This is a genomic window from Rhodococcus sp. KBW08 (genome assembly GCF_003852455.1).
In the GTDB taxonomy this organism is placed as follows: Bacteria; Actinomycetota; Actinomycetes; order Mycobacteriales; family Mycobacteriaceae; genus Rhodococcus_F; species Rhodococcus_F baikonurensis.
On the sequence record NZ_QAJJ01000010.1, the window covers coordinates 79,718 to 101,210 of the forward strand.

At 63.5% G+C, this 21,493-nt stretch carries 19 protein-coding genes; 6 read left to right on the forward strand and 13 right to left on the reverse strand.

All coding sequences use genetic code 11. The features are described 5' to 3' along the window. The first annotated feature begins 105 nt into the window (after positions 1-105). A complete protein-coding gene (locus DBV08_RS14595; RefSeq protein ID WP_095970494.1) occupies positions 106-531 on the forward strand; it encodes an NUDIX domain-containing protein in 426 nt (141 codons plus the stop codon). Here DBV08_RS14595 and DBV08_RS14600 read toward each other — a convergent pair. The 3 genes from DBV08_RS14600 to DBV08_RS14615 form a co-directional block, all read right to left on the reverse strand. Next, a complete protein-coding gene (locus DBV08_RS14600) occupies positions 488-1,867 on the reverse strand; it encodes a hypothetical protein (RefSeq protein WP_260395594.1) in 1,380 nt (459 codons plus the stop codon). The genes DBV08_RS14595 and DBV08_RS14600 overlap by 44 nt on opposite strands. 67 nt (positions 1,868-1,934) lie before the next feature. Then, positions 1,935-3,359, reverse strand: a complete 1,425-nt coding sequence (locus DBV08_RS14610; RefSeq protein WP_124567871.1) for a hypothetical protein — start codon at positions 3,357-3,359, stop codon at positions 1,935-1,937. A 9-nt stretch (positions 3,360-3,368) separates the two neighbouring features. Then, the gene (locus DBV08_RS14615) at positions 3,369-4,004 is read right to left on the reverse strand and encodes a TetR/AcrR family transcriptional regulator (protein ID WP_003945046.1); all 636 of its coding nucleotides are present in this window, start codon (positions 4,002-4,004) and stop codon (positions 3,369-3,371) included. Positions 4,005-4,132: 128 nt separating this feature from the next. On the opposite strand from DBV08_RS14615, the gene DBV08_RS14620 reads away from it, so the two are divergent. From DBV08_RS14620 to DBV08_RS14630, 3 genes are read left to right on the forward strand one after another with little or no spacing between them, the layout of a single operon-like run. Continuing rightward, a complete protein-coding gene (locus DBV08_RS14620; protein WP_095970450.1) occupies positions 4,133-5,401 on the forward strand; it encodes a cytochrome P450 in 1,269 nt (422 codons plus the stop codon). A 46-nt stretch (positions 5,402-5,447) separates the two neighbouring features. After that, entirely contained in the window at positions 5,448-6,200 is a 753-nt protein-coding gene (locus DBV08_RS14625; protein WP_124567872.1) for an isocitrate lyase/phosphoenolpyruvate mutase family protein, read from the forward strand. A gap of 2 nt (positions 6,201-6,202) precedes the next feature. Continuing rightward, complete coding sequence (locus DBV08_RS14630) at positions 6,203-7,222, forward strand: DUF2804 domain-containing protein (protein WP_124567873.1); 1,020 nt, start codon at positions 6,203-6,205, stop codon at positions 7,220-7,222. A gap of 88 nt (positions 7,223-7,310) precedes the next feature. Here the strand turns inward: DBV08_RS14630 and DBV08_RS14635 are convergent, their stop codons facing one another. Continuing rightward, on the reverse strand, positions 7,311-8,549 hold the full coding sequence (locus DBV08_RS14635; RefSeq protein ID WP_124567874.1) for an HNH endonuclease signature motif containing protein: 1,239 nt from the start codon (positions 8,547-8,549) through the stop codon (positions 7,311-7,313). A gap of 251 nt (positions 8,550-8,800) precedes the next feature. Here DBV08_RS14635 and DBV08_RS14640 point away from each other — a divergent pair, with 251 nt between their 5' ends. Beyond that, positions 8,801-9,709, forward strand: a complete 909-nt coding sequence (locus tag DBV08_RS14640) for an aminoglycoside phosphotransferase family protein (RefSeq protein WP_221621597.1) — start codon at positions 8,801-8,803, stop codon at positions 9,707-9,709. A gap of 90 nt (positions 9,710-9,799) precedes the next feature. Here DBV08_RS14640 and DBV08_RS14645 read toward each other — a convergent pair whose 3' ends face one another. The 7 genes from DBV08_RS14645 to DBV08_RS14675 all read right to left on the reverse strand — a co-directional run bounded on the left by DBV08_RS14645 (position 9,800) and on the right by DBV08_RS14675 (position 17,319). Further along, positions 9,800-11,422, reverse strand: a complete 1,623-nt coding sequence (locus DBV08_RS14645; protein WP_124567875.1) for an amidohydrolase — start codon at positions 11,420-11,422, stop codon at positions 9,800-9,802. Between the two features lie 9 nt (positions 11,423-11,431). Then, positions 11,432-13,609: an AAA family ATPase gene (locus tag DBV08_RS14650; RefSeq protein WP_124567876.1), complete on the reverse strand. Its 2,178-nt coding sequence runs from the start codon at positions 13,607-13,609 to the stop codon at positions 11,432-11,434. Positions 13,610-13,630: 21 nt separating this feature from the next. Further along, positions 13,631-14,461, reverse strand: a complete 831-nt coding sequence (locus tag DBV08_RS14655) for a phosphatidylcholine/phosphatidylserine synthase (protein ID WP_029254795.1) — start codon at positions 14,459-14,461, stop codon at positions 13,631-13,633. Positions 14,462-14,520: 59 nt separating this feature from the next. Then, positions 14,521-15,234: a phosphatidylserine decarboxylase gene (locus DBV08_RS14660; RefSeq protein WP_003941540.1), complete on the reverse strand. Its 714-nt coding sequence runs from the start codon at positions 15,232-15,234 to the stop codon at positions 14,521-14,523. 133 nt (positions 15,235-15,367) lie between these two features. Continuing rightward, a complete protein-coding gene (locus DBV08_RS14665) occupies positions 15,368-16,372 on the reverse strand; it encodes a MerR family transcriptional regulator (protein WP_124567877.1) in 1,005 nt (334 codons plus the stop codon). Further along, the gene (locus DBV08_RS14670; RefSeq protein ID WP_003941524.1) at positions 16,362-16,814 is read right to left on the reverse strand and encodes a hypothetical protein; all 453 of its coding nucleotides are present in this window, start codon (positions 16,812-16,814) and stop codon (positions 16,362-16,364) included. The genes DBV08_RS14665 and DBV08_RS14670 overlap by 11 nt, the downstream gene beginning before the upstream one ends. Positions 16,815-16,848: 34 nt before the next feature. After that, positions 16,849-17,319, reverse strand: coding sequence for an SRPBCC family protein (locus tag DBV08_RS14675; RefSeq protein ID WP_003941500.1), 471 nt, complete (start codon positions 17,317-17,319; stop codon positions 16,849-16,851). Positions 17,320-17,508: 189 nt separating this feature from the next. Between DBV08_RS14675 and DBV08_RS14680 the strand changes: the two genes are divergently transcribed. Beyond that, entirely contained in the window at positions 17,509-18,900 is a 1,392-nt protein-coding gene (locus tag DBV08_RS14680) for an amino acid permease (RefSeq protein ID WP_021333985.1), read from the forward strand. Here the strand turns inward: DBV08_RS14680 and DBV08_RS14685 are convergent. Next, positions 18,872-20,125, reverse strand: a complete 1,254-nt coding sequence (locus tag DBV08_RS14685; protein ID WP_124567878.1) for an FAD-binding oxidoreductase — start codon at positions 20,123-20,125, stop codon at positions 18,872-18,874. The genes DBV08_RS14680 and DBV08_RS14685 overlap by 29 nt on opposite strands. A 156-nt stretch (positions 20,126-20,281) precedes the next feature. Then, positions 20,282-21,427 carry a CdaR family transcriptional regulator gene (locus DBV08_RS14690; RefSeq protein ID WP_021343354.1) on the reverse strand — a complete coding sequence of 382 codons (1,146 nt, stop codon included), beginning with the start codon at positions 21,425-21,427 and terminating at the stop codon, positions 20,282-20,284. Positions 21,428-21,493 lie beyond the last annotated feature (66 nt).

Consider the following 21,493-nt stretch of genomic DNA (forward strand, 5'->3'; position numbering starts at 1 on the left):
GGAGAGGTTGTCTTTGCGTACATATTACCGGGCGTGGCAGTTTCGATGTGCAGCGAGTCGATTCGGACATCATCGGCGCTCGCTGATACACGTAGGTTGGACGACGTGAATTCGTCTACTCCCACCACGATCATCCGTACCGCTGCCCTTGCGCACATTCGCGATCGCAAGCTGATCCAGACCCGCTCCGTGGGCAAGACCGCGTTCTACATGGCCGGCGGGAAGATCGACCCGGGCGAGACGCCCGAGCAGGCGCTGCACCGAGAAATCAGGGAGGAACTCGACGTCGATCTGGTCGACGGAACGGTCACGTTCCTCGACGTTTTCGAGGCTCACGCCTTCGGTCATTCCGCGGACACCGGCCTGCACATGAGCTGCTATCTGGCGGAGATGGCCGGAGACCCGCACCCGACAAGTGAGATCGCCGAGTTCCGCTACTTCACGCTCTCCGAATACGCGGCGATGGACGAGGTGGCGCCGGGATCGCTCAAAGTGTTCCATCGTCTGGCGTCGATGGATCTGATCGACTGATCGGCGGAGGAACGGACCGACTGATCCGGCCCAGGCGCAGACTCGTGTAGGCGCAGACGGCCACGATGATCAGCGCCACGGCGTCGAGTATCAGGATGTCGGTCGAGATTTCGAACGGACCGACCGTCGTGATGCCGTTGAAAGGCTTGTTCTCGTCCAGCGGGGTGTACGCCGTCCATCCGTAGTCGAACTGCGGGTAGACGAGCAGTGCCAGCGCCGTCGGGCCGAAGATGACACCCAGTCCGACAAGGGCTCGCGACGCTCCGGTCCGCGGTGGCTCTCGGTACATCGCGCTGGCGATCGCATACGTGACTACCGCTGCAGTGAAGGCGACAAGAAGATCGCTGATCGTGAGAACGTCACCGATCTTCGGCGACGGCGACGTGGCGTAGCTGACGATCCCGGCGACCGTCACCGTCAGGAGCAATCCGTAGCCGACGACCCGCGAGGGAGCGATCGCGCCGATTGCTGCCGCGGCGACGATGACGACTCCGATCACGACGGCGGTGGAGGCGGGGGTCTTCGACCACTCCATCGCCTCGGTTGCGGGACGGTTCGCCGACACCGCCGCCAGAGTTGCGACGGCTGCGGTACACATCAGCAGGATTCGACTGCCGTCGCCCAACACCCGCGCGCAGATCACCGTGATCACCAGCGCGACGAGCAGGAGGGGTACCGCTGCTGAGACTGTGCTGATCTCGAACCACCAATTCGCCGCGACGCCGAAGAGCGTGAGCACCGCCGCGATCGTCACGGGCCGAACGGCCATCCGTTCCTTGGGGTGGTCCTTGTCGAAGTCGTGGAACCAGAACGCGGCGACGCAGGCGGCTGCCAATGCAAGCGCGAGCAGTGTCGCTCCCACTACGGGTGGTTGAAACTGGTTTGTGTTGTCGGCGATGTAGTCCGCGTATCGCCGAGGAATTGCGTCCTCGTCGAGCAAGGAATCCGAGACATGCACGGCGACAATCGTTCCCGCGACCGAAGCGGCTCGGACCCGCGGAGCGGCGGCAACCGTGACCGCGCCGACGGCGACTCCCGCACCGACGGGCGAGAGTGCCTCGAAGTTGTGATCGTAGAGCCCGGGCAGTTCGAGGAGGAGCCCACCGACGACCGTCATGGCCGCGGTCCGCAACCGGCAGCGGGCCATCATCGCGGCTGTCCCGACCGCGACCACAGCCAGAACGCCGGCGCCGATGGTCGAGATCGACCAGAAGCGATCGCCCGTCGAAATCGACGTCGACTGGCTGTTCACGAACGGTGCCAAAGCGACGACGGTGACGACGAATGCCGTCACACCACTCAGAGCGACGAGCAGCGTCCTGCGGGCGATGGGCACTGCTCCAAAATAGTCAATCCGGTACCAGTTGCACCGCAATAGCAGGTCTCAGTCCGGTGACGGTGTGTCAGTCGACTGGCTCCGGTTCGATCCGAGATTCCGCAGTGTCGACGGGAGGGTGGGCTCGTCGGAGGATCGCCGCGCCGCAGAAGCCGATGATCAGGGTGAACAGAACCGCCGCGCCAACGGTCTGAGCGGTGACGTAGTCGACGGTGATGCCGACGCCGCGTCCGAATAGTCCTCCGTCGCCGTGAGGAGGGACCGCATCGATGTCGAGTTGGCCTTGGATGTATATCGACGTCATCATCGGTAGGAAAGAGAGTTGATCGGTGAGGATGGCGATCGACGAGAAGGTCATCGCGGCAAAGGGAATCGCGAGTCCGAGCGTGGCGTCGACCAGGCTGCCGGGAGCCAGGGAACCGAACAGCAATCCGGCAGCGAGGCCCAGTGCGGCGATCTTCAGTGCGATTGACCATGTTCCGTGCGCGGAATCGAAGGGCAGTAGTTCCGACAGCGGAACCGCAACCAGGACGACGATGGCCACGAGCCGAGGAACTCGCTTGTGCAGTCGCAATCCGACGGCGACCGGAAGGGCCGCGAAAAGCACCATCACCCAGGGGGACTTCAGCTGACCCCAGTGACCGGATCCCTTCGCGATGTCGACGAACAACGGAGCGGACGCAGCGGCCAGTGCGGTTGCCGCCCAGAGGAACTTGCCACCAGCACCGGAGGTGTCGCCGAGACGGTACGCAGCGATCCACGTCAACGCGAGCGCAGCGCCTGCCGCCAAAACCATGACGAACCAGGCGGTTGCCTCGGATGCGTACTGCTGGCGGTCGACCACGGCGCCGATCACGCGATGCCCGATTGCCAGCGCTGCGATCACCACCAATGCGATGCGAATTTCGCCCGTGTCGGGTTTCCGGATCCGGAAGCCGGCCTGTGCGGTGACTGCGCAGGCGACCGCTGCTGCGGCTGCGGCACCGATCAGCCACCACGACGGCTCACCCACCGAAGACGTACTCATCCGGCCTGTTCCACCGGCGAAGGTGCGAACCGCCAGGAAGGTGGCAAGCACACCGAGGAGTACGGCGTTCTTCGTGGCAGTGCGATCCCAACTGACGGCAACTGCGCAACCCAGAATCGCGCCGGCTGCAACACTTTTGACGATGATCAAGGCAATCAGCAGGTCCAGCGACGCGACCTCGGGTACGACTGCCCGAACGATCGCGATGACGGCGACGCCGACGGCGATCGCGATCCAGGCTGCCCGACGGGAACCGCGACGCTGAGAGAGGGCGCACGCGAGCACGGCAACCACGGCGCCGAGTCCGACGGCAGTCGGTCCACTGCTGATCCAACGATCCACTTCCGACGGGGAGGCCACGATGGCCCAGTCGCGAAGAACGGGATTGGTCAGGGCCAGCGCCGCGAGTATCCCGGACAAGAGTGCGGCGACGGTGGTGAGGATCGCTCGAAGGTCGAGTGGCATCGGGCCAACCTATCGCGGCGCCGCAACATCGGTTGTGGGTGGCGTGAGTGCCGGAAACCAGATGTCGGTGAGAACGTCTGCTGCGACGTCCGCACCCGCGGTGATTGCGCCCTGTTCCGCCCAGCGAATGAAGAAGCGCTCGACTTGCGTGAGCAGGAGTTCGACTCGGAGCTTCGCCTCGTCGTGTCGATTCTGCGGCCACCGGGCGAGGTACGACGGCATCGCGTTGGGCAGCGCGGAGATGCCTTCACGTGCCAGTGTCCGGAATTCGGGTTCGAGGACCATGGCCTCGTCCCACGCCCGCATCATGTGGTGGTGATCGCGGCACCAGTCGAGAGCGCGGTTGATCCAGCCGGCGAATTCTTCGCGCGAACCGGAATCGAGTACGTGGTCGAGATCCTGGAATATCGCGAGCGTGCTGGATACGACAGTGTTCGAGCCGAGGGCCTTGAGTATGTCGATCTTGCCGGGGAAGTGCAGGTAGAAGGTGGCTCGGCTGCAACCGACCCGGCCGGCGATGTCCTCGACGGTGACAGCCGCGTATCCGCGTTCGGTGAAGAGCGCGCCGGCGGCATCCACGAGGTCTGCGCGGGTTCGCTGCTTCTGCTTCTCTCGCAGCGTCAGTCTGCCGGAGGTATCTGTCATTACCGGGATCCTAGTGCCGCGGGGGCTCTTGCGGGACGGTTGCACGAGACTGGCCGTCTTTCACTTGACAGGCCGTTAGTGAAAGCTACTCTGTGGTGTAGCGCACAATCGACCGATCAGAGGACGCCATGACCATTTCGGACACAACACGCACACCTGACCTGCCGGCCGGATTCGACGTCACCGATCCTGCTGTCCTCGGGGAGCGGATCCCTTTCGAGGAGTTCGCCGAACTGCGTCGCAACGCACCCGTGTGGTGGTGTGAGCAGCCGCCGACGGTCGGCGGATTCCAGGACGAGGGCTACTGGGTGGTCTCGCGTCACGCTGACGTCAAAGAGGTCAGCCAGCGCAGTGATGTGTTCTCGAGCTGGGAGAACACCGCGATCGCGCGTTTCGCCGACGACATGCCTCGCGAGGCCGTCGAGATGCTCCGCCATCTTCTGCTCAACAAGGATGCGCCGGAGCACACCAAGCTCCGCAAGCTGATTTCGAAGCTGTTCACGCCGCGCGCGATCAACGGCATGCGCGACGAATTGGATCGTCGTGCGCGCAGCATCGTCGACACCGCTGTGAGCGAAGGCCCGGGCGACTTCGTGAAGCAGGTTGCCAGCGAGCTGCCGCTCCAGGCGATCGCGGATCTGATCGGTGTACCGCAGGACGATCGGGACAAGCTGTTCAAGTGGTCCAACGAGATGATGGGCTACGACGACCCGGAATACCAAGGTGATCCGGCAGTCGCGTCCACCGAGGTCCTCGGATACGCGTACCAAATGGCAGACGCGCGTCGTACCTGCCCGGCAGATGACATCGTCACGACTCTGGTCCAGGCCGACATCGACGGCGACGCTTTGAGCCCGGAAGAGTTCGGGTTCTTCGTGCTGATTCTGGCGGTCGCGGGGAACGAGACCACCCGCAACGCCATCACACACGGCATGATCGCGTTCCTGGACAACCCTGAGCAGTGGGAGCTGTACAAGAAGGAGCGTCCCAAGACGACAGCCGACGAGATCGTCCGTTGGGCGACACCCGTCACCGCATTCCAGCGCACCGCGCTCGAGGACACGGAATTGGCAGGAGTGTCGATCAAGAAGGGTCAGCGCGTGGTGATGCTGTACAGCTCCGCGAACTTCGACGAGGACGTGTTCGAGAACCCGATGACGTTCGACATCACTCGTAACCCCAATCCGCACTTGGGCTTCGGTGGAACGGGCGCGCACTTCTGCATCGGTGCCAACCTCGCTCGCATGGAGATCGACTTGATGTTCAACGCGATTGCCGACAACGTCCCGGACATCACCAAGATCGGTGATCCGCGCCGTCTGCGCTCGGGTTGGATCAACGGCATCAAGGAGTTCCAGGTCGATTACAAGAGCACAGGCTGCCCGGTCGCTCACTAGAGTCGGTAGGTGAGAGGTACACCCCACGATCTCGAGGAGCCACCGCATGACTTCGATCAACGACAAGGCAACTGCTCTACTGGCGTTGCACCAGCCAGGCAACCCGGTCATTCTCCCGACGGTGTGGGACGCGTGGTCGGCGAATCTTGCGGTGGCTGCCGGTTTTGCAGCCCTGACGGTGGGCAGCCACCCGGTTTCCGATTCCATCGGCAAGCCGGACAACGAGGGCATCACCTTCGAGGAGCTTCTCCACCGGATCAAGCAGATCACCGGTGCGGTCGACGCCCCGATCTCGGTGGACATCGAGGGTGGTTACGGGCTCGAGCCGGCAGTTCTCATCGACGGGTTGATCGATGCCGGCGCTGTCGGACTCAACATCGAGGACACCGTCCACAGTGAAGGCGGACGCTTGCGTGAGGCGCAGGAGCACGCCGACTTCGTGGGTGGGCTTCGCCAGGCCGCCGACGCCGCCGGAGTTCACGTCGTCGTCAACGCACGCACCGACCTGTTCGTGAAGCAGGTCGGAGACGAGTCCGATCGCGTCGATCGCGCCATTGCCCGCCTGAAGTTGGCAGCCGACGCCGGTGCCGACGTTCTTTACCCCGTCGGGCGGCATGACGACGCGACCCAGCGCCGCCTGACGTCCGAACTTCCACTTCCGATCAATGCGATCGGAATTCCGGACCAGGATGACCCGGCAAGTTTCGGGCCGCTCGGAGTGGCGCGTGTGAGCTTCGGTCCGTTCTTCCAGATGGCATTGGCCAACCGTGCGAACGAGATCTTGGGACGCTGGAAGTAAGAATGCAGACACTGATGTCGCCCGGCCCGCTTCTCGACGATCGCGGACATTTGGTCGAGACGGGTTGGGCCCCATCGGAAATTCGCAAGTATCGACGCTCTGCGATCACCGCTCCCAAGTTCCGGATCAAGGAGTGGGACTACTACTGCGTTCTCACTGCGGATTACGGCATCGCGTTGACCGTCGCCGACAACGGGTACATGGGCTTGCTCGGAGTCTCCTGGCTCGATTTCCGAACACCACACGAGATCACCGAAAACGTGATGCTGCCGTTCCCGATGGGAAGGCTCGGTCTGCCCGAAAGCGCGGACGACGGTGATGTGGTGGTGTCGAAAGGTAAAGCTCGCTTCGAGTTTCGCCATGTGGACGGTGGGCGCCACCTGATCGTCGACTACCCGGCTTTCGACGGTGGGCGAGGTCTTCATGCTGATTTGTTCCTGGCGAGTCCTGCCGATGACCGGATGGTGATCGCCACACCGTTTCCGAAGGCGTCCCGATCGTTTTACTACAACCAGAAGATCAACTGCCTGCCCGCTGCCGGGACCGTGCGAATCGGGATCGACGACTTCACATTTCGCTCGGAAGACTCATTCGGCGTTCTCGATTGGGGCAGGGGAGTCTGGACTTACGACAACACCTGGTACTGGGGTTCTGCATCCGGACTGGTGAACGGTGAGCGGTTCGGATTCAACATCGGGTACGGCTTCGGGGATACCAGGGCAGCCAGCGAGAACATCGTGTTTGTCGGAGGACGGGCGCACAAACTGGACAGTATCGACTTCGATATCCCGCAGGGAACGTACGACGGCGCTCCGTGGAACTTCTCGAGCAACGATGGTCGCTTCGAGATGACTTTCGAGCCGATCATCGATCGTGCCGCGACTTTCGACGTCGGGGTGCTGCGTTCGATTCAGCATCAGGTGTTCGGAAAGTTCTCCGGCACAGTGATCCTCGACGACGGTATCTCCGTGGTGCTTCGAGATCTCCTCGGATTTGCCGAGGAGGTTCGGAACCGCTGGTAAGGCTTACGTCTCCGCGAAGGCGCCAGAACACAGCACGAGCACCGAGGCATGGAGGTGCCTCGGTGCTCGCGTCTTCAGTTGGTTCAGTTCAGGCCGCTGTGGGTGGGCTGTTCCCGCCGATCGGCTGCTGATACGGGTCGATCGACATCGGCGGATAGAACACCGACTTCCGATCCGGACTGATCTCCACCCTCCACTCGGTGTGGTGCAGCGTCCGATGATGATGACCGCACAACAAGATCAGATTGTCGAGATCCGTTGGGCCACCATCGTTCCAATGAACGATATGGTGGGCATCGCACCACCCCGACGGTGTCCCGCATCCCGGAAACGCGCACCCACCATCTCGAACTGCCAACGCCCGCCGCTGCGGCACCGTCGCTGTTCTCGCTTCCTTACCGCAGTCGAGCGGAACACCGTTCTCGTCCAACAAGATCCGGGTGACGGTGCAGTCGCAGGCCAGCATCCGGGCGGTGTCGATACTGATCGGGCCCACCCAATCAGCCCACGCGAACCCGAGTTCCTCGGTCGACGGCAACAGATCTTTCAGAGCTTTGAGATCCGTCATGTCTTTCGCACTGGCGGTGACCGTGATGTGCGGTTTCACCCCGCCCTCGATCGGACCCAGCCCCGCCCGCTCGTACCGGCGCAGTAGTTCACAGAACCCGTCCGCACGCCGTAGCGCCGGCGTGCGAGAGTCCTTGACACCGTCCTTCTCCGGCGTCGGAGCCGACAGGCTCGACAACAACGTGATCAACCGTGCCCCGTTCACCGCATCCAAGTCACCCTTCACCGTCACCCGCCCGTACAGGCCTTTCGAGGCATAGAACTCATTGCGCTCAGAGTCTTCCCCGACCGGAACACCGTCCTCACGGTTTCCGTACTGCTTCTCGATCCGCCGGATCGCCGCCCGCACCGCATCACAATCCGCGATGTTCTTCGACGCCAATCCCAACAGGATCCCGCGAGCCTTGTCCACATCGGCCGGGGTCATGTTCTTCGGCGGATGCTGACAAAACGACGCCACCTGACGGGCCTTCAACGCATCCACATCACCGCGATGAAACGCATCGCCCACCACGGGTTCGAGCATCAACAACCGCGCCAACCCGACCAGCAGACTGCACTCACCGATCTCCAGATTCGTCGAACCATGTAACCACTGCGCGATCGCCCGAAAACCCTTCCCACCGAGAACCTCACGGGAAAACATCTCCCCGATCAGCAACACCATCCGCGACTGCAACTCGTGTCGGGCGCGCACCAGATCGAGAACCTCACCTTTGAGGTCCTCGCCATCCAGCTGCCATGCTTCCCGACTGTCCATGCCCAAATTCTAATCGAACAAAGTTTCGAATACAAGACTTCTATCTCGAAAACTGTTCCTATGCAATAATTTTCGACAATTACGATTTTTGGGACTTTTCGGATCTTCATTCGATGTGCGGCAGTCACGGCGAAGGAGGTCTGGATGTGTCGCGGTCGGTGATGCGGACGGACATTGTCGGCACTGTGCGACTGTTGTCTTCTTCATGACTTCTTGATCGCCGGAATGTGCGGGAGTGGTTTGCTCATGTCATGAAGATTCGGAAGTTGCACATAGAGGAACCAGACATCGATGTTGCGTTGGTGCGGCGATTGCTCTCGAGTCAGATGCCACAGTGGGCCAATCTGCCGTTGCGCTTAGTGGAGTCGATCGGCACCGACAACGTCATGATCAGATTAGGCGATTTGCTGGTAATCCGTATGCCCCGCACCCCAGGTGCGGCAGAGGGAATCACAAAGGAGCAACAGTTGGTGCCACATCTGGCTCCGTACCTACCGGTCCCCGTGCCCGTTCCAGTAGGTGTGGGTGAGGCGGCCTTCGGATACCCGTGGCAATGGTCGGTGCACCCGTGGGTGCCAGGGCGAAACCCTGTGCCCGGCATAGTCGATGACCACCTGGCCATCCAACTCGCAGACCTCGTCAACAGTCTACGTCGCATCGACACACTCGGATTGCGCCCACAGGGATCGCTGCATTCCTACCGGGCCGACCCGATTGAGCGACGAGATTCAGCGACTCGGGCGAGTATTGCAGCCTGTGGCGACCTGCTGAACGGAGCGCTGACGGAGGTGGCGTGGGAAAAGGCGCGCCACGTCATCGACTACGCAGGCCCAGCGGTGTGGATGCACTCGGATCTGCACCCGGGAAACATCCTGGTGAGCGACCGCAGCCTTTCGGCCGTGATCGATTGGGGTGGACTCGCTCTCGGAGACCCGGCAATCGACTGCCTGATTGCATGGACTCTGCTGACGCCGAGCACTCGGCATACATTCCGGCTTCGTGTTGACGTGGACGACGACACTTGGACGCGTGGCCGCGCATGGGCTCTGTCGATTGCATTGGTTGCCTTGCCGTACTACCGCGACACGAACGAGCAGATCACGATCTGGGCGAAACATGCGATTGCCCAGGTCATTGACGACATCCGCACTGAACCCTGAGACCACTTGCGCCGTCTCCGTTCTCGCAACGATCCTTGGAAATCGAGCAGAGAAGGTTTACGGCCTTTGTCCACGGCGTTCGGCGACCGATCAGCCGATCGCGCTCAGATCCCCGTACACCGTCCGGCCCTCCAGGAAGGTGGCGAGCACCGTGATCTCGGCCAGCTCGGTCGGCTCGACTTCGAGGGGATTCGCCGACAGCACAACAAGATCCGCGTAGGCACCGGGGAAGATGGACCCGATGTGATCTTCGCTGAACAGCTGCCATGCGGCGTTGACCGTATGGGCGCGCACGGCGGCGTCCACGGGGATCCGCTCCTGAGGCGCGACTACTCGGCCGCTGGGCGAAAGTCTGGTGACGGCGTCCTGCATATTCCGTAGCGGATTGGCGGGGGTGACGGGTCCGTCGTTGTGGAAGGTGAACCGCTGTCCGGCAGCGAGTGCAGATCCTGCTGCGGCCCAAACGGATCCGTATTCGGGGCCGAACAGGTCATCCACCAGAACGTCGCCCCAGTAGTGCAGGTGGTCGATGAAGATGCTGACCGTGACGCCCAGTTCCGCTGCGCGGACGAACTGATCCGGACGCATCGCGCCGACGTGTTCGAGACGCAACCGGTGATCGGGCCGGGGGTGCTCCTTCAGTAGCTGCTCCCACGCATCGAGAACCATGGTGATCGCGTCGTCGCCGTGGGCGTGGCATGCCATCTGCCACCCGTTGGCGAAGTAGGCGGAACTGATGTCGTGGATCTGTTCGCCGGTGTAGTTGGCGTGCCCGTGTGCGCAGGCGATCCCGAGCGCGCGGGTGGCTTCGGTATCGAGATACGGGAAGCTGGTGGCGATGTTGCCGACCCACGGCGAACCGTCGGACCAGACCTTGATGCCGATCTGGCGCACCAGGTCGTTTCCGTCGCCCGGCGACGCCTCGGTAGTGCGTGCGTCGTTGGACATTTCGTAGAGCCGCAGGCGGGTGGTGAGCAGTCCGGCGTCGGCTATTGCGGCCAGGGCGGGCCGCATCTTGGGGTCGAACGACAATTCGGCGATGGTGGTGATTCCGGCGGCGTTCAGTCGGGCGCATTCGGCCGCCACCAGTGCGGGGAAGTCGTCACCGATGGTGACTGCGTGGCCCGCGACTGCGAACACCGCAGGCATTTCGTACGCGGATCCGTCGAGTGCTCCCGTCGCGTCGTGGCCGTACGATCCGCCGATCGGATCGGGGGTATCGCGGGTGATGCCGGCCTGCACTGCTGCCGCCGTGTTGAAATACGCGACGTGACCCGAGTTGTGCATGATCACGAGGGGGTGCTCCGGCGCGACGGAGTCCAGCCAGTCGATGGTCGGGTCGGGTAGGCCCTTCTGCAGCAACGGGTCCCAACCATTCAGAGAAGCACCGGCAGCGCCTCGCGAACGAACAGTGTCGACGACGGCAGCAACTACGGCATCCGCCTCGGCGATCGTCACAGGCCGGATGTCGACGACGTCAGGCCCGAGCACGATCGCTTCTTCGAGGGGGTGACCGTGCGGCTCGATGAACCCCGGCAGAACAGTGGCACCTCCGACGTCGACGACGCGGGTATCCGGCCCCACCAGTTCCTCGACGTCCGTGCGCGCGCCGACGGCCGTGATCCGGCCGCCCGTCACGGCGAGCGCCTGGGCGCGTGGTGCTTCCTCGTGCATGGTCACGATGTCGCCGTACAGAACCAGATCAGCAGCCATGGTCAGTCCTTATCGGTTGTCCGCGTACGCCTGTAGGTGTGCCACCTGCTCGGGATCGAGTGAGGGACGTACCTTCTCACGGGCGGTTGCCACGTCCGCGGCCGTCACGTCGGCCGCGTCCATGCTCCGACGCATGGCGGCGAGTGCAGCCTCACGCAGGAGAGCCGAGCAGTCTGCTGCCGAGTATCCCTCGAGATCGACGGCCAGAATGTCCAAATCGACATCTTCGGCGAGCGGTACCGACTTGCCGGAAGCACGCAGAATCGCTTTGCGAGCCTCCGCATCCGGCGGCGGTACGAATACGAGTCGTTCGAGTCTGCCGGGCCGCAGGAGGGCTGGGTCGATCAGATCCGGTCGGTTGGTGGCGCCCAACACCACGACGTCGCGTAGCGGCTCGACGCCGTCGAGTTCGGTCAGCAACGCGGCCACGACGCGATCCGACACCCCGGAGTCGGAGCTTTGACCACGACGCGGGGCAAGGGCGTCGATCTCGTCGAGGAAGATCAGCGAGGGCGCCGAATCGCGTGCGCGCTGGAACAACTCGCGTACGGCCTTTTCGGAGGCGCCGACCCACTTGTCCATCAGCTCCGCACCTTTCACGGCATGAACGCTGAGGTGGCCCGAGCTGGCAAGGGCGCGAACGAGATACGTCTTGCCGCAGCCGGGAGGGCCGTAGAGGAGCACACCGCGAGGCGGGTCGACACCGAGGCGTGCGAAGGAGTCGGGGTGCTGCAGCGGCCACAGAACTGCTTCGGTGAGCGCCTGTTTGGTTTCGACCATGTCGCCGACGTCGTCGAGGGTGACGCTGCCGATCGACAGTTCTTCGGTGCTCGAACGAGACAGTGGCCGAATCACTTCGAGGGCACCGACAAGATCTTCCTGCGTGATCTCCGGAGAATCACCGGATTTGGAGGCCCGCGTCGCCGCCCGCAATGCAGCTTCACGGCAGAGCGCCGCGAGGTCGGCGACCACGAATCCGGGTGCGCGCGAGGCGATGGCGTCGAGTTCGAGAGTTCCGGTGGGCACGCGGCGGAGCAGGAGTTCGAGCAACGCCTTGCGAGTTGCGCCGTCCGGCAGGGTAAGTGCGAGTTCCCGGTCGCAGAGATCCTGGCCGCGAAGGCGCGCGTCGACGGTCTCCGGATGGGCGGAGGTCGCGACGAATGCCACGCCCGGGGTGGCGACGGCGCTGCGCAGTTGTTCGAGGATCAGTGCGGACACCGGTTCTGCGGTGGCCGGAAGCAGAGCGTCGATGTCACTGATCAGCAGTACACCACCGCCGCGCACGGCAGCAACGGCGTCGACGATTCGCTGCAGGCGGGTATTCGCCTCGGTGGCACCGACTCCCGGGCCGTCGAGTTCGACCAGTTTGCGCGAGGACAGGACCGAGCGGGCCAACGTGGCTTTGCCCACGCCGGCGGGGCCCGTGATGAGGACGCCGAGGTGCGGGGAGGCGCCGAGCGTACGGAGCAGTTCTGGTTCGTCGAGTGCCAGGCCGAGCCACTCGGTCAGCTTGGCCGCCTGCGCCTGCGCGCCGACGAGGTGATCCAGCGGGACCGATGGCGCGGGTTCGATCGCGACTGTCGCGGGACTGGAGACAAGCGCACTCGGTGTCAGCGCACCCGCTGAACCGGAACCCCAGTTGACCGCCGAATTCGGCTGGACGCTGACCGGACCACCGGCAGGTTCGACGGCCGTGACGGTGAGCAGTTCGGATGTCCACGCGACGCCGAAGGTGCGGGAAAGTGCTTGGGTGGCTTCGGAAGTACTTGTACCCGGGCCGAGATCGCGGGGGAGGAGCGAGACCGTGTCGCCGACGCTGACGACCTTGCCCAGAAGGGCTTGTCGCAGAACCGTCGAGCTGATCGAATTTGTCGCCATGGACGAGCCGGTGACGGAGACGGATCGCGCTCCGTACACTGTCACCGGACCGACCACGACGGATGAGTTCTCGGTCAGGCCGACGTTCGACATGGTGACGTCGTCGAGAAGGATCGTGCCTGCCGGGGTTCCGGTGGGCGCACGGCCCGCGACGGTCGCGGTGCCGCGGGCTCCCATGAGTGCGATGGCATCCCATTCGCGGATGCCCAACGCCGCCAACGCTTCGGGGTGCAAGCGCACGACCCCGCGGCGTAGGTCGGCGGCAGAGGTGTTGAGTCGAACGGTGAGGGCGAGTTCCGGCGAAGTCACCTCTCGAGAGTACGTCGTGGACTAGCGGGGTCGCCGCAATCCGAGACGAGCGGCCGAGCGGCGGCCACCGACGTTGGGTTGGCGTCGGATCGCGCGGCGTTCGGAAGGCTTGATGTCCCAGGTTTCGGGACGTGCTGCCACCCACCGCTTCGAGTGCACGGCAAACGGGATGTGCACCAGGTAGATCGCGATGAGAACGATCAGCAGGATGTACGGGTAGGTGATGAGTGCGGCCGCAGCCAACGTCACCAGGACGAGCAGGCCGGCCGCCATGTGCGGCGGCACGGATACCGACTTCATCGCCAGCGTCGGGATGCGGCTGACGATCAGTGCAGCCGAGAAGAGCGTCCACACGATGACGACGAAGTGCGAAGACCACCAGCCGTCACCCCACTGAGCCGTCGCGGCCAGGGGAGTGAGGGCGATGAGTGCGCCGGCCGGAGCCGGAACGCCGACGAAGTACTCACGTGCGTACGCGGGGACGTCGTCGTCGTCGAGCAGGGTGTTGAAACGTGCAAGTCGCAACACGATGCTGACCGCGTAGATCAACGCGATGATCCAGCCGATGCTGGTGCCGTCCAGCAAGGTCACGTACAGGACCAGGGCCGGGGCGACGCCGAAGGAGATGGAGTCGGCCAGCGAGTCGAGTTCGGCGCCGATCTTGCTGGTGGCGTCGAGCAGTCGCGCAATGCGGCCGTCGAGTGAATCGAGGACGGCAGCGGCGCCGATCATCGCGAGCGAGGTACCGGGTTGTCCATCGAGAGCGAATTTGACGGCGGACAGCCCGGCGCACAGCGCCAGGATGGTGATGACGGACGGCAGCAACCGCACCGCCTGGGTGCGCTTGGGCATCTTCGCGCCGGGTTGGGCTGCTCCCGGCTTCTTCACGGCTGACTTCATCTTCGGCGTCTTCACGGCAGTTGCGCGATAACTGTTTCAGCACCGATCGTGCGTTGCCCCGGCTCGACCAGGAGTGTGGTTCCGGCGGGGAAATACGTGTCGACGCGTGAGCCGAAACGGATCAGTCCGTACGTGTCGCCGATCGGCAGGACGTCACCGACACCGGCGTAGCAGACGATGCGGCGCGCGAGCAGTCCCGCGATCTGGACAACTGCCACGTCGTGACCGTCGGCGGTTTCGATGAGCATGCTGTTGCGCTCGTTGACCTCGCTGGCGTCGGCGAGATCTGCGGAGAGGAACTTGCCTGCCTGGTGAACGACCTCTTTGACCGTTCCACCGACAGGGCTGCGCTGGACATGCACGTCGAGAACCGACAGGAAGATGCTGACGCGCGGGCGCGGCTCGCTTCCGAGATTGAGCTCGGCCGGCGGAACGGCGTTGTCGACCAGCGCCACCTCGCCGTCGGCGGGTGCGACGACGACGCCGATGCGGTTCGGCGGCACCCGGTGCGGGTGACGGAAGAACGTGGCGCATGCGGCGGCGGTGGTCAGACCGGCTCGGCGCACCCACTTACGGTTGCGGCCCAGAGCTGCAACTCCCAGCGGGGCCAGCACGAACGGCAGGCCGGCGGGATGAAGTGGCGGAATCGCATGGCGAACCAGATCGACGATATGTCCGATCCCGGTGGGTTGCGGGGTTCCGGGGGGTGTGGGTCGGCGTGCCACAGGCTCCTCTAACTACTCGGTAGGTCTTCTGCTGGTCGCACTGACAGTACGGGGTGGTAGAGCATCCATAGATTACGTGAATGCGTTCTCCCCTACGGGCTAGTGCCACATCATGCACGTCCCTGCAGTGGCATCATGCACGTCCCTGCAGCGGCATCAAGTACGAGTAGTACCCGACACAGTCGCCCGTGCGTATCGCCAGCGGGAGCGTCGCACCGCTTACTCGGATCACCAGTTGCCGCCCCGGTTGGGCTGCGGCGGCGTCGCGCAGCCGCTGTCGGTCGACCAGTACGCGGAACCTCTCACGGGGATCCATTCCGCCCGGATCCACCCGCGCACCACCGTCTTCGCCGACGCTGACGACGGCACTGTCCCCGGTGCCGTTGAGCAGGGCGGCAAGGTGGTCGCCGCTCAGTTCGACGGCGTCGTGGTGCTCGCGCAGGATTCGGTGATCGGGGAACTCGCCGTCCTCGATCAGCGGGCTGGACACCTCACCTCCCGGATACGACGCACTCACCGTGCGCGCGGAGAAAGTCAGTGTCACGACGCCGGCGACATCGCGAAACAATCGCGCGAAGGCCACGGGAACGACAGCGGACACCGTCAGAGCGGAGTGAACTTTCACCTCGGCGACTGCGAGCCGGAACTGATCAGTGGTGACAAACGCAGCGACGCCGTCGTGAATGTCGAGGTGGACGCCGCGAAGTATCGGGAACTCCGATTCCTCGTTCACGGCGAACAGCACGGCGTCGAGTGCGCGTCGTAGATCCCACGAGTCGATGTCCACGCCGCCGGAGGCAGGTAGCGAGTCGATCAGGCGGTGGATTCGTCCCAGTTCGGCGCGGGCGTCGGCGAGACCGTCCTCGAGGTTGCGCAGATGGGCGTCCAGGCACGAATGGGGTTCCGGCCCGGTCAGGACGGCCATCATGTCGCGGATCGGAACACCGACGCGTCGCATACCGGCGATCACACGTGCGTTGCGGAGCTGATCGTCGGTGTACCAGCGGTAACCGGTGTTCGGATCGACGGAATGCGGGACGAGCACGCCTTCCTTGTCGTAGAACCGCAGGGCGCTGATCGGGAGCGCCGACGCCCGGGACATCTCGCCGATCGTCAGGAGAGCGGAACTAGTGGTCACGGATCAATTCTGCCCGCAGTCGCTCGATAGCGCCCCTGATCATCCGGCCGTAACCGTCGTCGGCGAGTGTGCCGACCGACGCCTCGGCCTTCGTCAGATGCTCGACGGCCTCGGTGTCTCGTCCGAGTTTGCGGTAGTCGGCAGCCAGGTTGAGGTGCAGCGACGGATAGAAACCGGCGACCTGCAGCGATGCGTGGTGTTCCTGGGCTCGCGCGTCGGTCAACGAATCGGCAGCGTCGAGGGCGCGCAGGTCCCAGCAGAGCTCTTGAGCCGGATCGTCTTGAACGTCGGCCATGTAGTGCGCGAGGGAGACGATGTGGAGCGCATCGGGGGCGGCGCTGATCTCTTCCCACACCTTCTCGAACGCAGAGCGAGCCCCGGCTCGATCGCCGGAGCTCGCCAATTCTTGTGCCTGCGCTATCTGTGTCATCACGGGATCCATGGAACGGATCCTGATGCCTCGACCAGGTCGAGGGTCAAGCAGAGGTGCGTGCAGCCGCCTCGGCCTCGCTCTTCACACGCTTCAAGGTGGCATTCATGCCTTCGACGAGCTCGACCTCGAAGTCGGCGTTTCCGCCCAGGACGGTCTTGACGAGGAACTGCGAGACCTTCGACGTTCCGGTGGGAGCCTCGCGACGCTCGGTCACTTTGGTGCCGGTAGCGGTCGGCTCGAGTTCGTAGGACCAGATCGTGCGGTTCTCCGCGATGCGGAACGCCACCGACTTGTTGGGTTCGAAACGAACGACCTTCGACGACGTCGGCCAGACCAGCAGGCCCTTGCGGTTGACGTTGATCGTCTTGGCACCCTCACGCACGGTCCCGCCGATTACCTTCATCACCTTGCACTGGGGGCTCCATTCGCCCATGCGCTGCAGGTCGGCGACGATTGCCCACACGTCCTGCGGTGATGCGTCGATGTCGATGCTTGCTTCGAGGGTGTTGGACACAGTCTCTCCAGTCGAGTTGATGCTACGTAAAGTTACAAACACTTTTGTCGATCGTAAGCGATCCGTCAATGGACCATGTGTGTCAGGTCACTGTACGGCCGTCCAACAGGGTCGTGCGGGAACACGCGCGGTGGTAGCGGACAATGGTTCGCGCACGTATGACGATCCATCCGACTGGAGTACCGAGAAGTGAACAGCGACGCCGCGACGCAGGATGGCCTCAAGCGAGGGCTGACAGCGCGCCATATCCGCTTCATCGCCCTCGGATCAGCCATCGGAACCGGACTGTTCTACGGCAGCGCCGAGGCCATCAAACGAGCTGGCCCGTCGGTGCTCCTGGCCTACCTGATCGGCGGTATCGCGGTCTACCTGGTGTTGCGAGCGCTCGGCGAGATGGCGGTCCGTAACCCGGTTTCCGGTTCGTTCAGCGAGTACGCGAACAAGCACCTCGGACCACTCGCCGGTTTCATGACCGGGTGGACGTACACGTTCGAGATGGTGATCGTGTGCCTTGCCGACGTCACCGCCTTCGGCCTGTACATGCAATTCTGGTTCCCGGACGTACCGAGATGGATCTGGGTTCTGGCTGTGGTCTTCTTCATCGGCGCGATAAACCTGTTGAGCGTCAAGGTTTTCGGCGAACTGGAATTCTGGTTCACGCTCGTGAAAATCACCGCCATCATCGCGATGATCGCCGGCGGCATCGCGATCATCGTGTTCGGATTCGGCGTTCACGACACCGATGCCGGAATCAGCCACCTCTGGTCGGACGGCGGGTTCTTCGCGACGGGCTTCGGCGGATTCGTCGCGTGTTTCGCGATCGTCATGTTCGCGTTCGGTGGCACCGAGATCATCGGTATCACCGCGGGCGAAGCCGAGGATCCGGCGCAGACCATCAGGAAAGCCGTCAACACGGTCCCGGTGCGCATCATTCTCTTCTACATCTGCACCCTCGCCGTCATCATGGCGATCATTCCGTGGCAGACCATCAACTCCGACAACAGCCCGTTCGTCCAGATCTTCGAGAACCTCGGATTGGGAACGGCCGCATCGATCCTCAACATCGTCGTCATCACCGCAGCCCTGTCGGCCATCAACAGCGACGTTTTCGGTGCGGGTCGCATGATGTTCGGAATGTCGCATGCCGGCCAGGCCCCGCAGGTGATGAAGAGAGTCTCCGCCAACGGCGTTCCGTGGATGACCGTTGTCATCATGACCGTTGCCCTGTTGGTGGGAGTAGTGCTCAACTACCTGATCCCGGACCAGGTGTTCCTCGTCATCGCCTCGCTGGCGACCTTCGCCACCATTTTCGTCTGGATCATGATCCTGCTCTCGCAGTTCCGTTCCCGCGCTCAGATGAGTGCAGACGAAACAGCGGCACTGAAGTTTCCAGTGCCGCTGTGGCCGTACGGTCAGATCTTCGCGATCGTGTTCCTGGCTTTTGTCATCGTGTTGCTCGGCGTCATCGCCGATACCCGAGTTGCGCTGCTCGTCGGCGCCGGATGGCTGGTTCTGCTGACGGGCGCATACTACAAGTGGGTGAAACCGGCTGTCAGCGCAGCGGATCGAAGTGACTCATGACGGTCGGCGTCTGAGCACCGGTCATCGAGTCGGCCACCATCTTTCCCGTCAACGGACCCAGGGCGATTCCCCACATCCCGTGACCACCGGCGACGTGCACGCGCGGCGAGCGCGTGGCTCCGATCAACGGCAAGCCGTCGGTAGTGCACGGCCGTGATCCCACCCATTCCTCTTCCCGCGCAGTCCAGTCGATGCCGCTGAGCATCGGCTTGGCCGCATCGATGATCGCCTGCACGCGGCGCGGATCCAGCGGCGCGTCAGGGCTGCGGAATTCCATCATTCCGGCCACTCGGAAGCGATCGTGCAACGGAGTGCATGCGACGCGCTGGGTGGGGAAATACACAGGGTTCTTGGGGAGGTGCTCGGGCTTGACACTGAAGCTGTATCCGCGTCCGGCTTGCACCAGTTTGCGCACACCGAACGGTGCGGCGAGCTTGTTCAAACGGGCACCGCTCGAGATGACCACGGCGTCACCGTCGCGTGAATCACCGTGTGCACTGCGAACACTGACTCCGCCGACATGATCGTCGATCTGCGTGACGTCGAAACCGCTGACGATTTCTCCACCGCGTTCACGAACCGCGTCCGCCAACGAGTTCACGAACAACGGGGGATCGATGAAACGCTGATTGCGCAGGCGTAAACCGGCTTTCACACCCTGGCCGAGTGAAGGCTCGAGCGAATGAATCGCGTCGTAGTCGAGGAGGTCGAAGTCGACTTCTCCGCCGGCAGCTTCGACGTGGTGGAACTCGTCCACCAAGGTCTGTCGGTCCTTCTCGGACGCAAACGCGGCGAGGAAAGGATCGGCCAGGCGGGTCAGCTCTTTGACGCCACCGTCGGCGAGTTCGTCGTACGCGCCCAAGGCTGTTCGGTTGACCTCGGTGTAGACCGACATCGCTTCCTGCCACTTCGACGGCGTGCAGTGGCGCGCGAACCCGACCAGGAACCGAATCAGCTTCAGATCGGTGGTCAGTGGCACGTACACCGGGGACGACGGGCTGAGCATCGCGCGCAAGCCGTATTGGAGCACTGCGGGTTCGGGCAGCGGAAGCGTCAATGCGGGGGCAAGCCAACCGGCGTTGCCCCAGCTCGCGTCGGCTGCGACGCCGTCGCGATCGACGACGGTGACCTCGACTCCACGTTCCTGCAAGAACCAGGCCGTCGACAATCCGACAACACCCGCACCGACCACGACCACACGATCGGGGCTCTGACGAGTTCCCATGACGCACTCCTTCTACAGACTCTGCTCGAACCGAGACGCCGGTCACATCCGGCTCTTCTCTCAAGCATGAATCGCGGGGGCGGCAAAAGGACTGGCCGTTCGGCCATCGTCGGAGCTACCTCGTTGTGGATTCGCACAACGCACCGCCGCGCCTGCTCAGCGACCGAGTTTGAACTGCAGCATCAGAATCAAGCGGGTGTCGGCGTCGGTCAGGTCGACGCCGCACATCTCCTTGCCTCGACGCAGGCGGTTGCGGAGCGTGTTGGGGTGAACATGCAGTGCGGCAGAAGAATTCGCCACGTCACCGCCGTGCTCGAGAAAGGCCTTTGCCGTCGCGACCAGATCGCTGCCGTGCTGAGAGTCGTGGCGTTCGAGGCTTCCGAGTGGTGTGGAGTCGCCGAGTCCGTCGATGATGTCGGCGACGTGCAGGGCGAGAACGGAGGCCAACGTGTCCCTCATTCCCGCGACGGTTCCGCCGGACCGGCCATGACGAAGCGCTCCGAGAACATGGTCGGCGTCCGAGCGTGAAAGATGTGATTCGCTTGCAGACTTCACTGTCCGACCGACGGCCACTGCCAGGAATTCGCGGCCACGGGCGCGGGTGAGGAAGTCGGCGGACAATCGGCGAGCGTTGGTCTCGTCGGTCGCGATGACAAGGTAGATGGTCTCGGACAGTTGAGCGGCAACGGCGTCGACGGCCAGAGTGTCGAGGTACAAGCTCAAAGAGGCGACCAACCCCGCCGGCAGTGGTCCCGCTACTGTTCCGACGGCGACGACGGTGAGCGGGCCTGCCAACCGCAAGTCGTCTGCGGCGCGGAATGCGGGTTCGCCACCGCCGATCAGAGCTTGGACGCGCTGGGATTGGCGACGGCGTGTGCTGTCGACCCGGTCACGCTCCGAGGCGATTCTCTCGGCCACGACGGATACCGCGGATCGAAGTATCGATTCCTGTGTGGGCGTCGGTGTTCCGGCGAGTGCGACCCAGATCGAGCCGACGGGGTGATCGTTCTCGCGAACTGCGATGACCAGTCGCGGCGTGATCGCAGGGTCTTCGAGGTCGACGTAGATTGGGTCGCTCTCTCGGTGGAGGCGATCGAATACTCCTGCATCGGAGAGTAATTGGCGGAATCGACTGGGTACTTGCCGGCCGAGGATCGTGCCGATGCGAGCTTCGTCCACGGCCTGCTCGCCGCCGGAGTACGCGAGGACAGTCGAGTTCTCGTCCTCGATCGTGACGGGAGCGCCGAGCAATTCGGCCAGAGAACCGGCAACGGAGAAGAGGTCGTCGTCGCGCAGGTCCATGGGTGGGAGCCTACTGAGCGATCGACGGATTTCGGGTTACGACGCCTCGGCAGGACCTCGATGGCG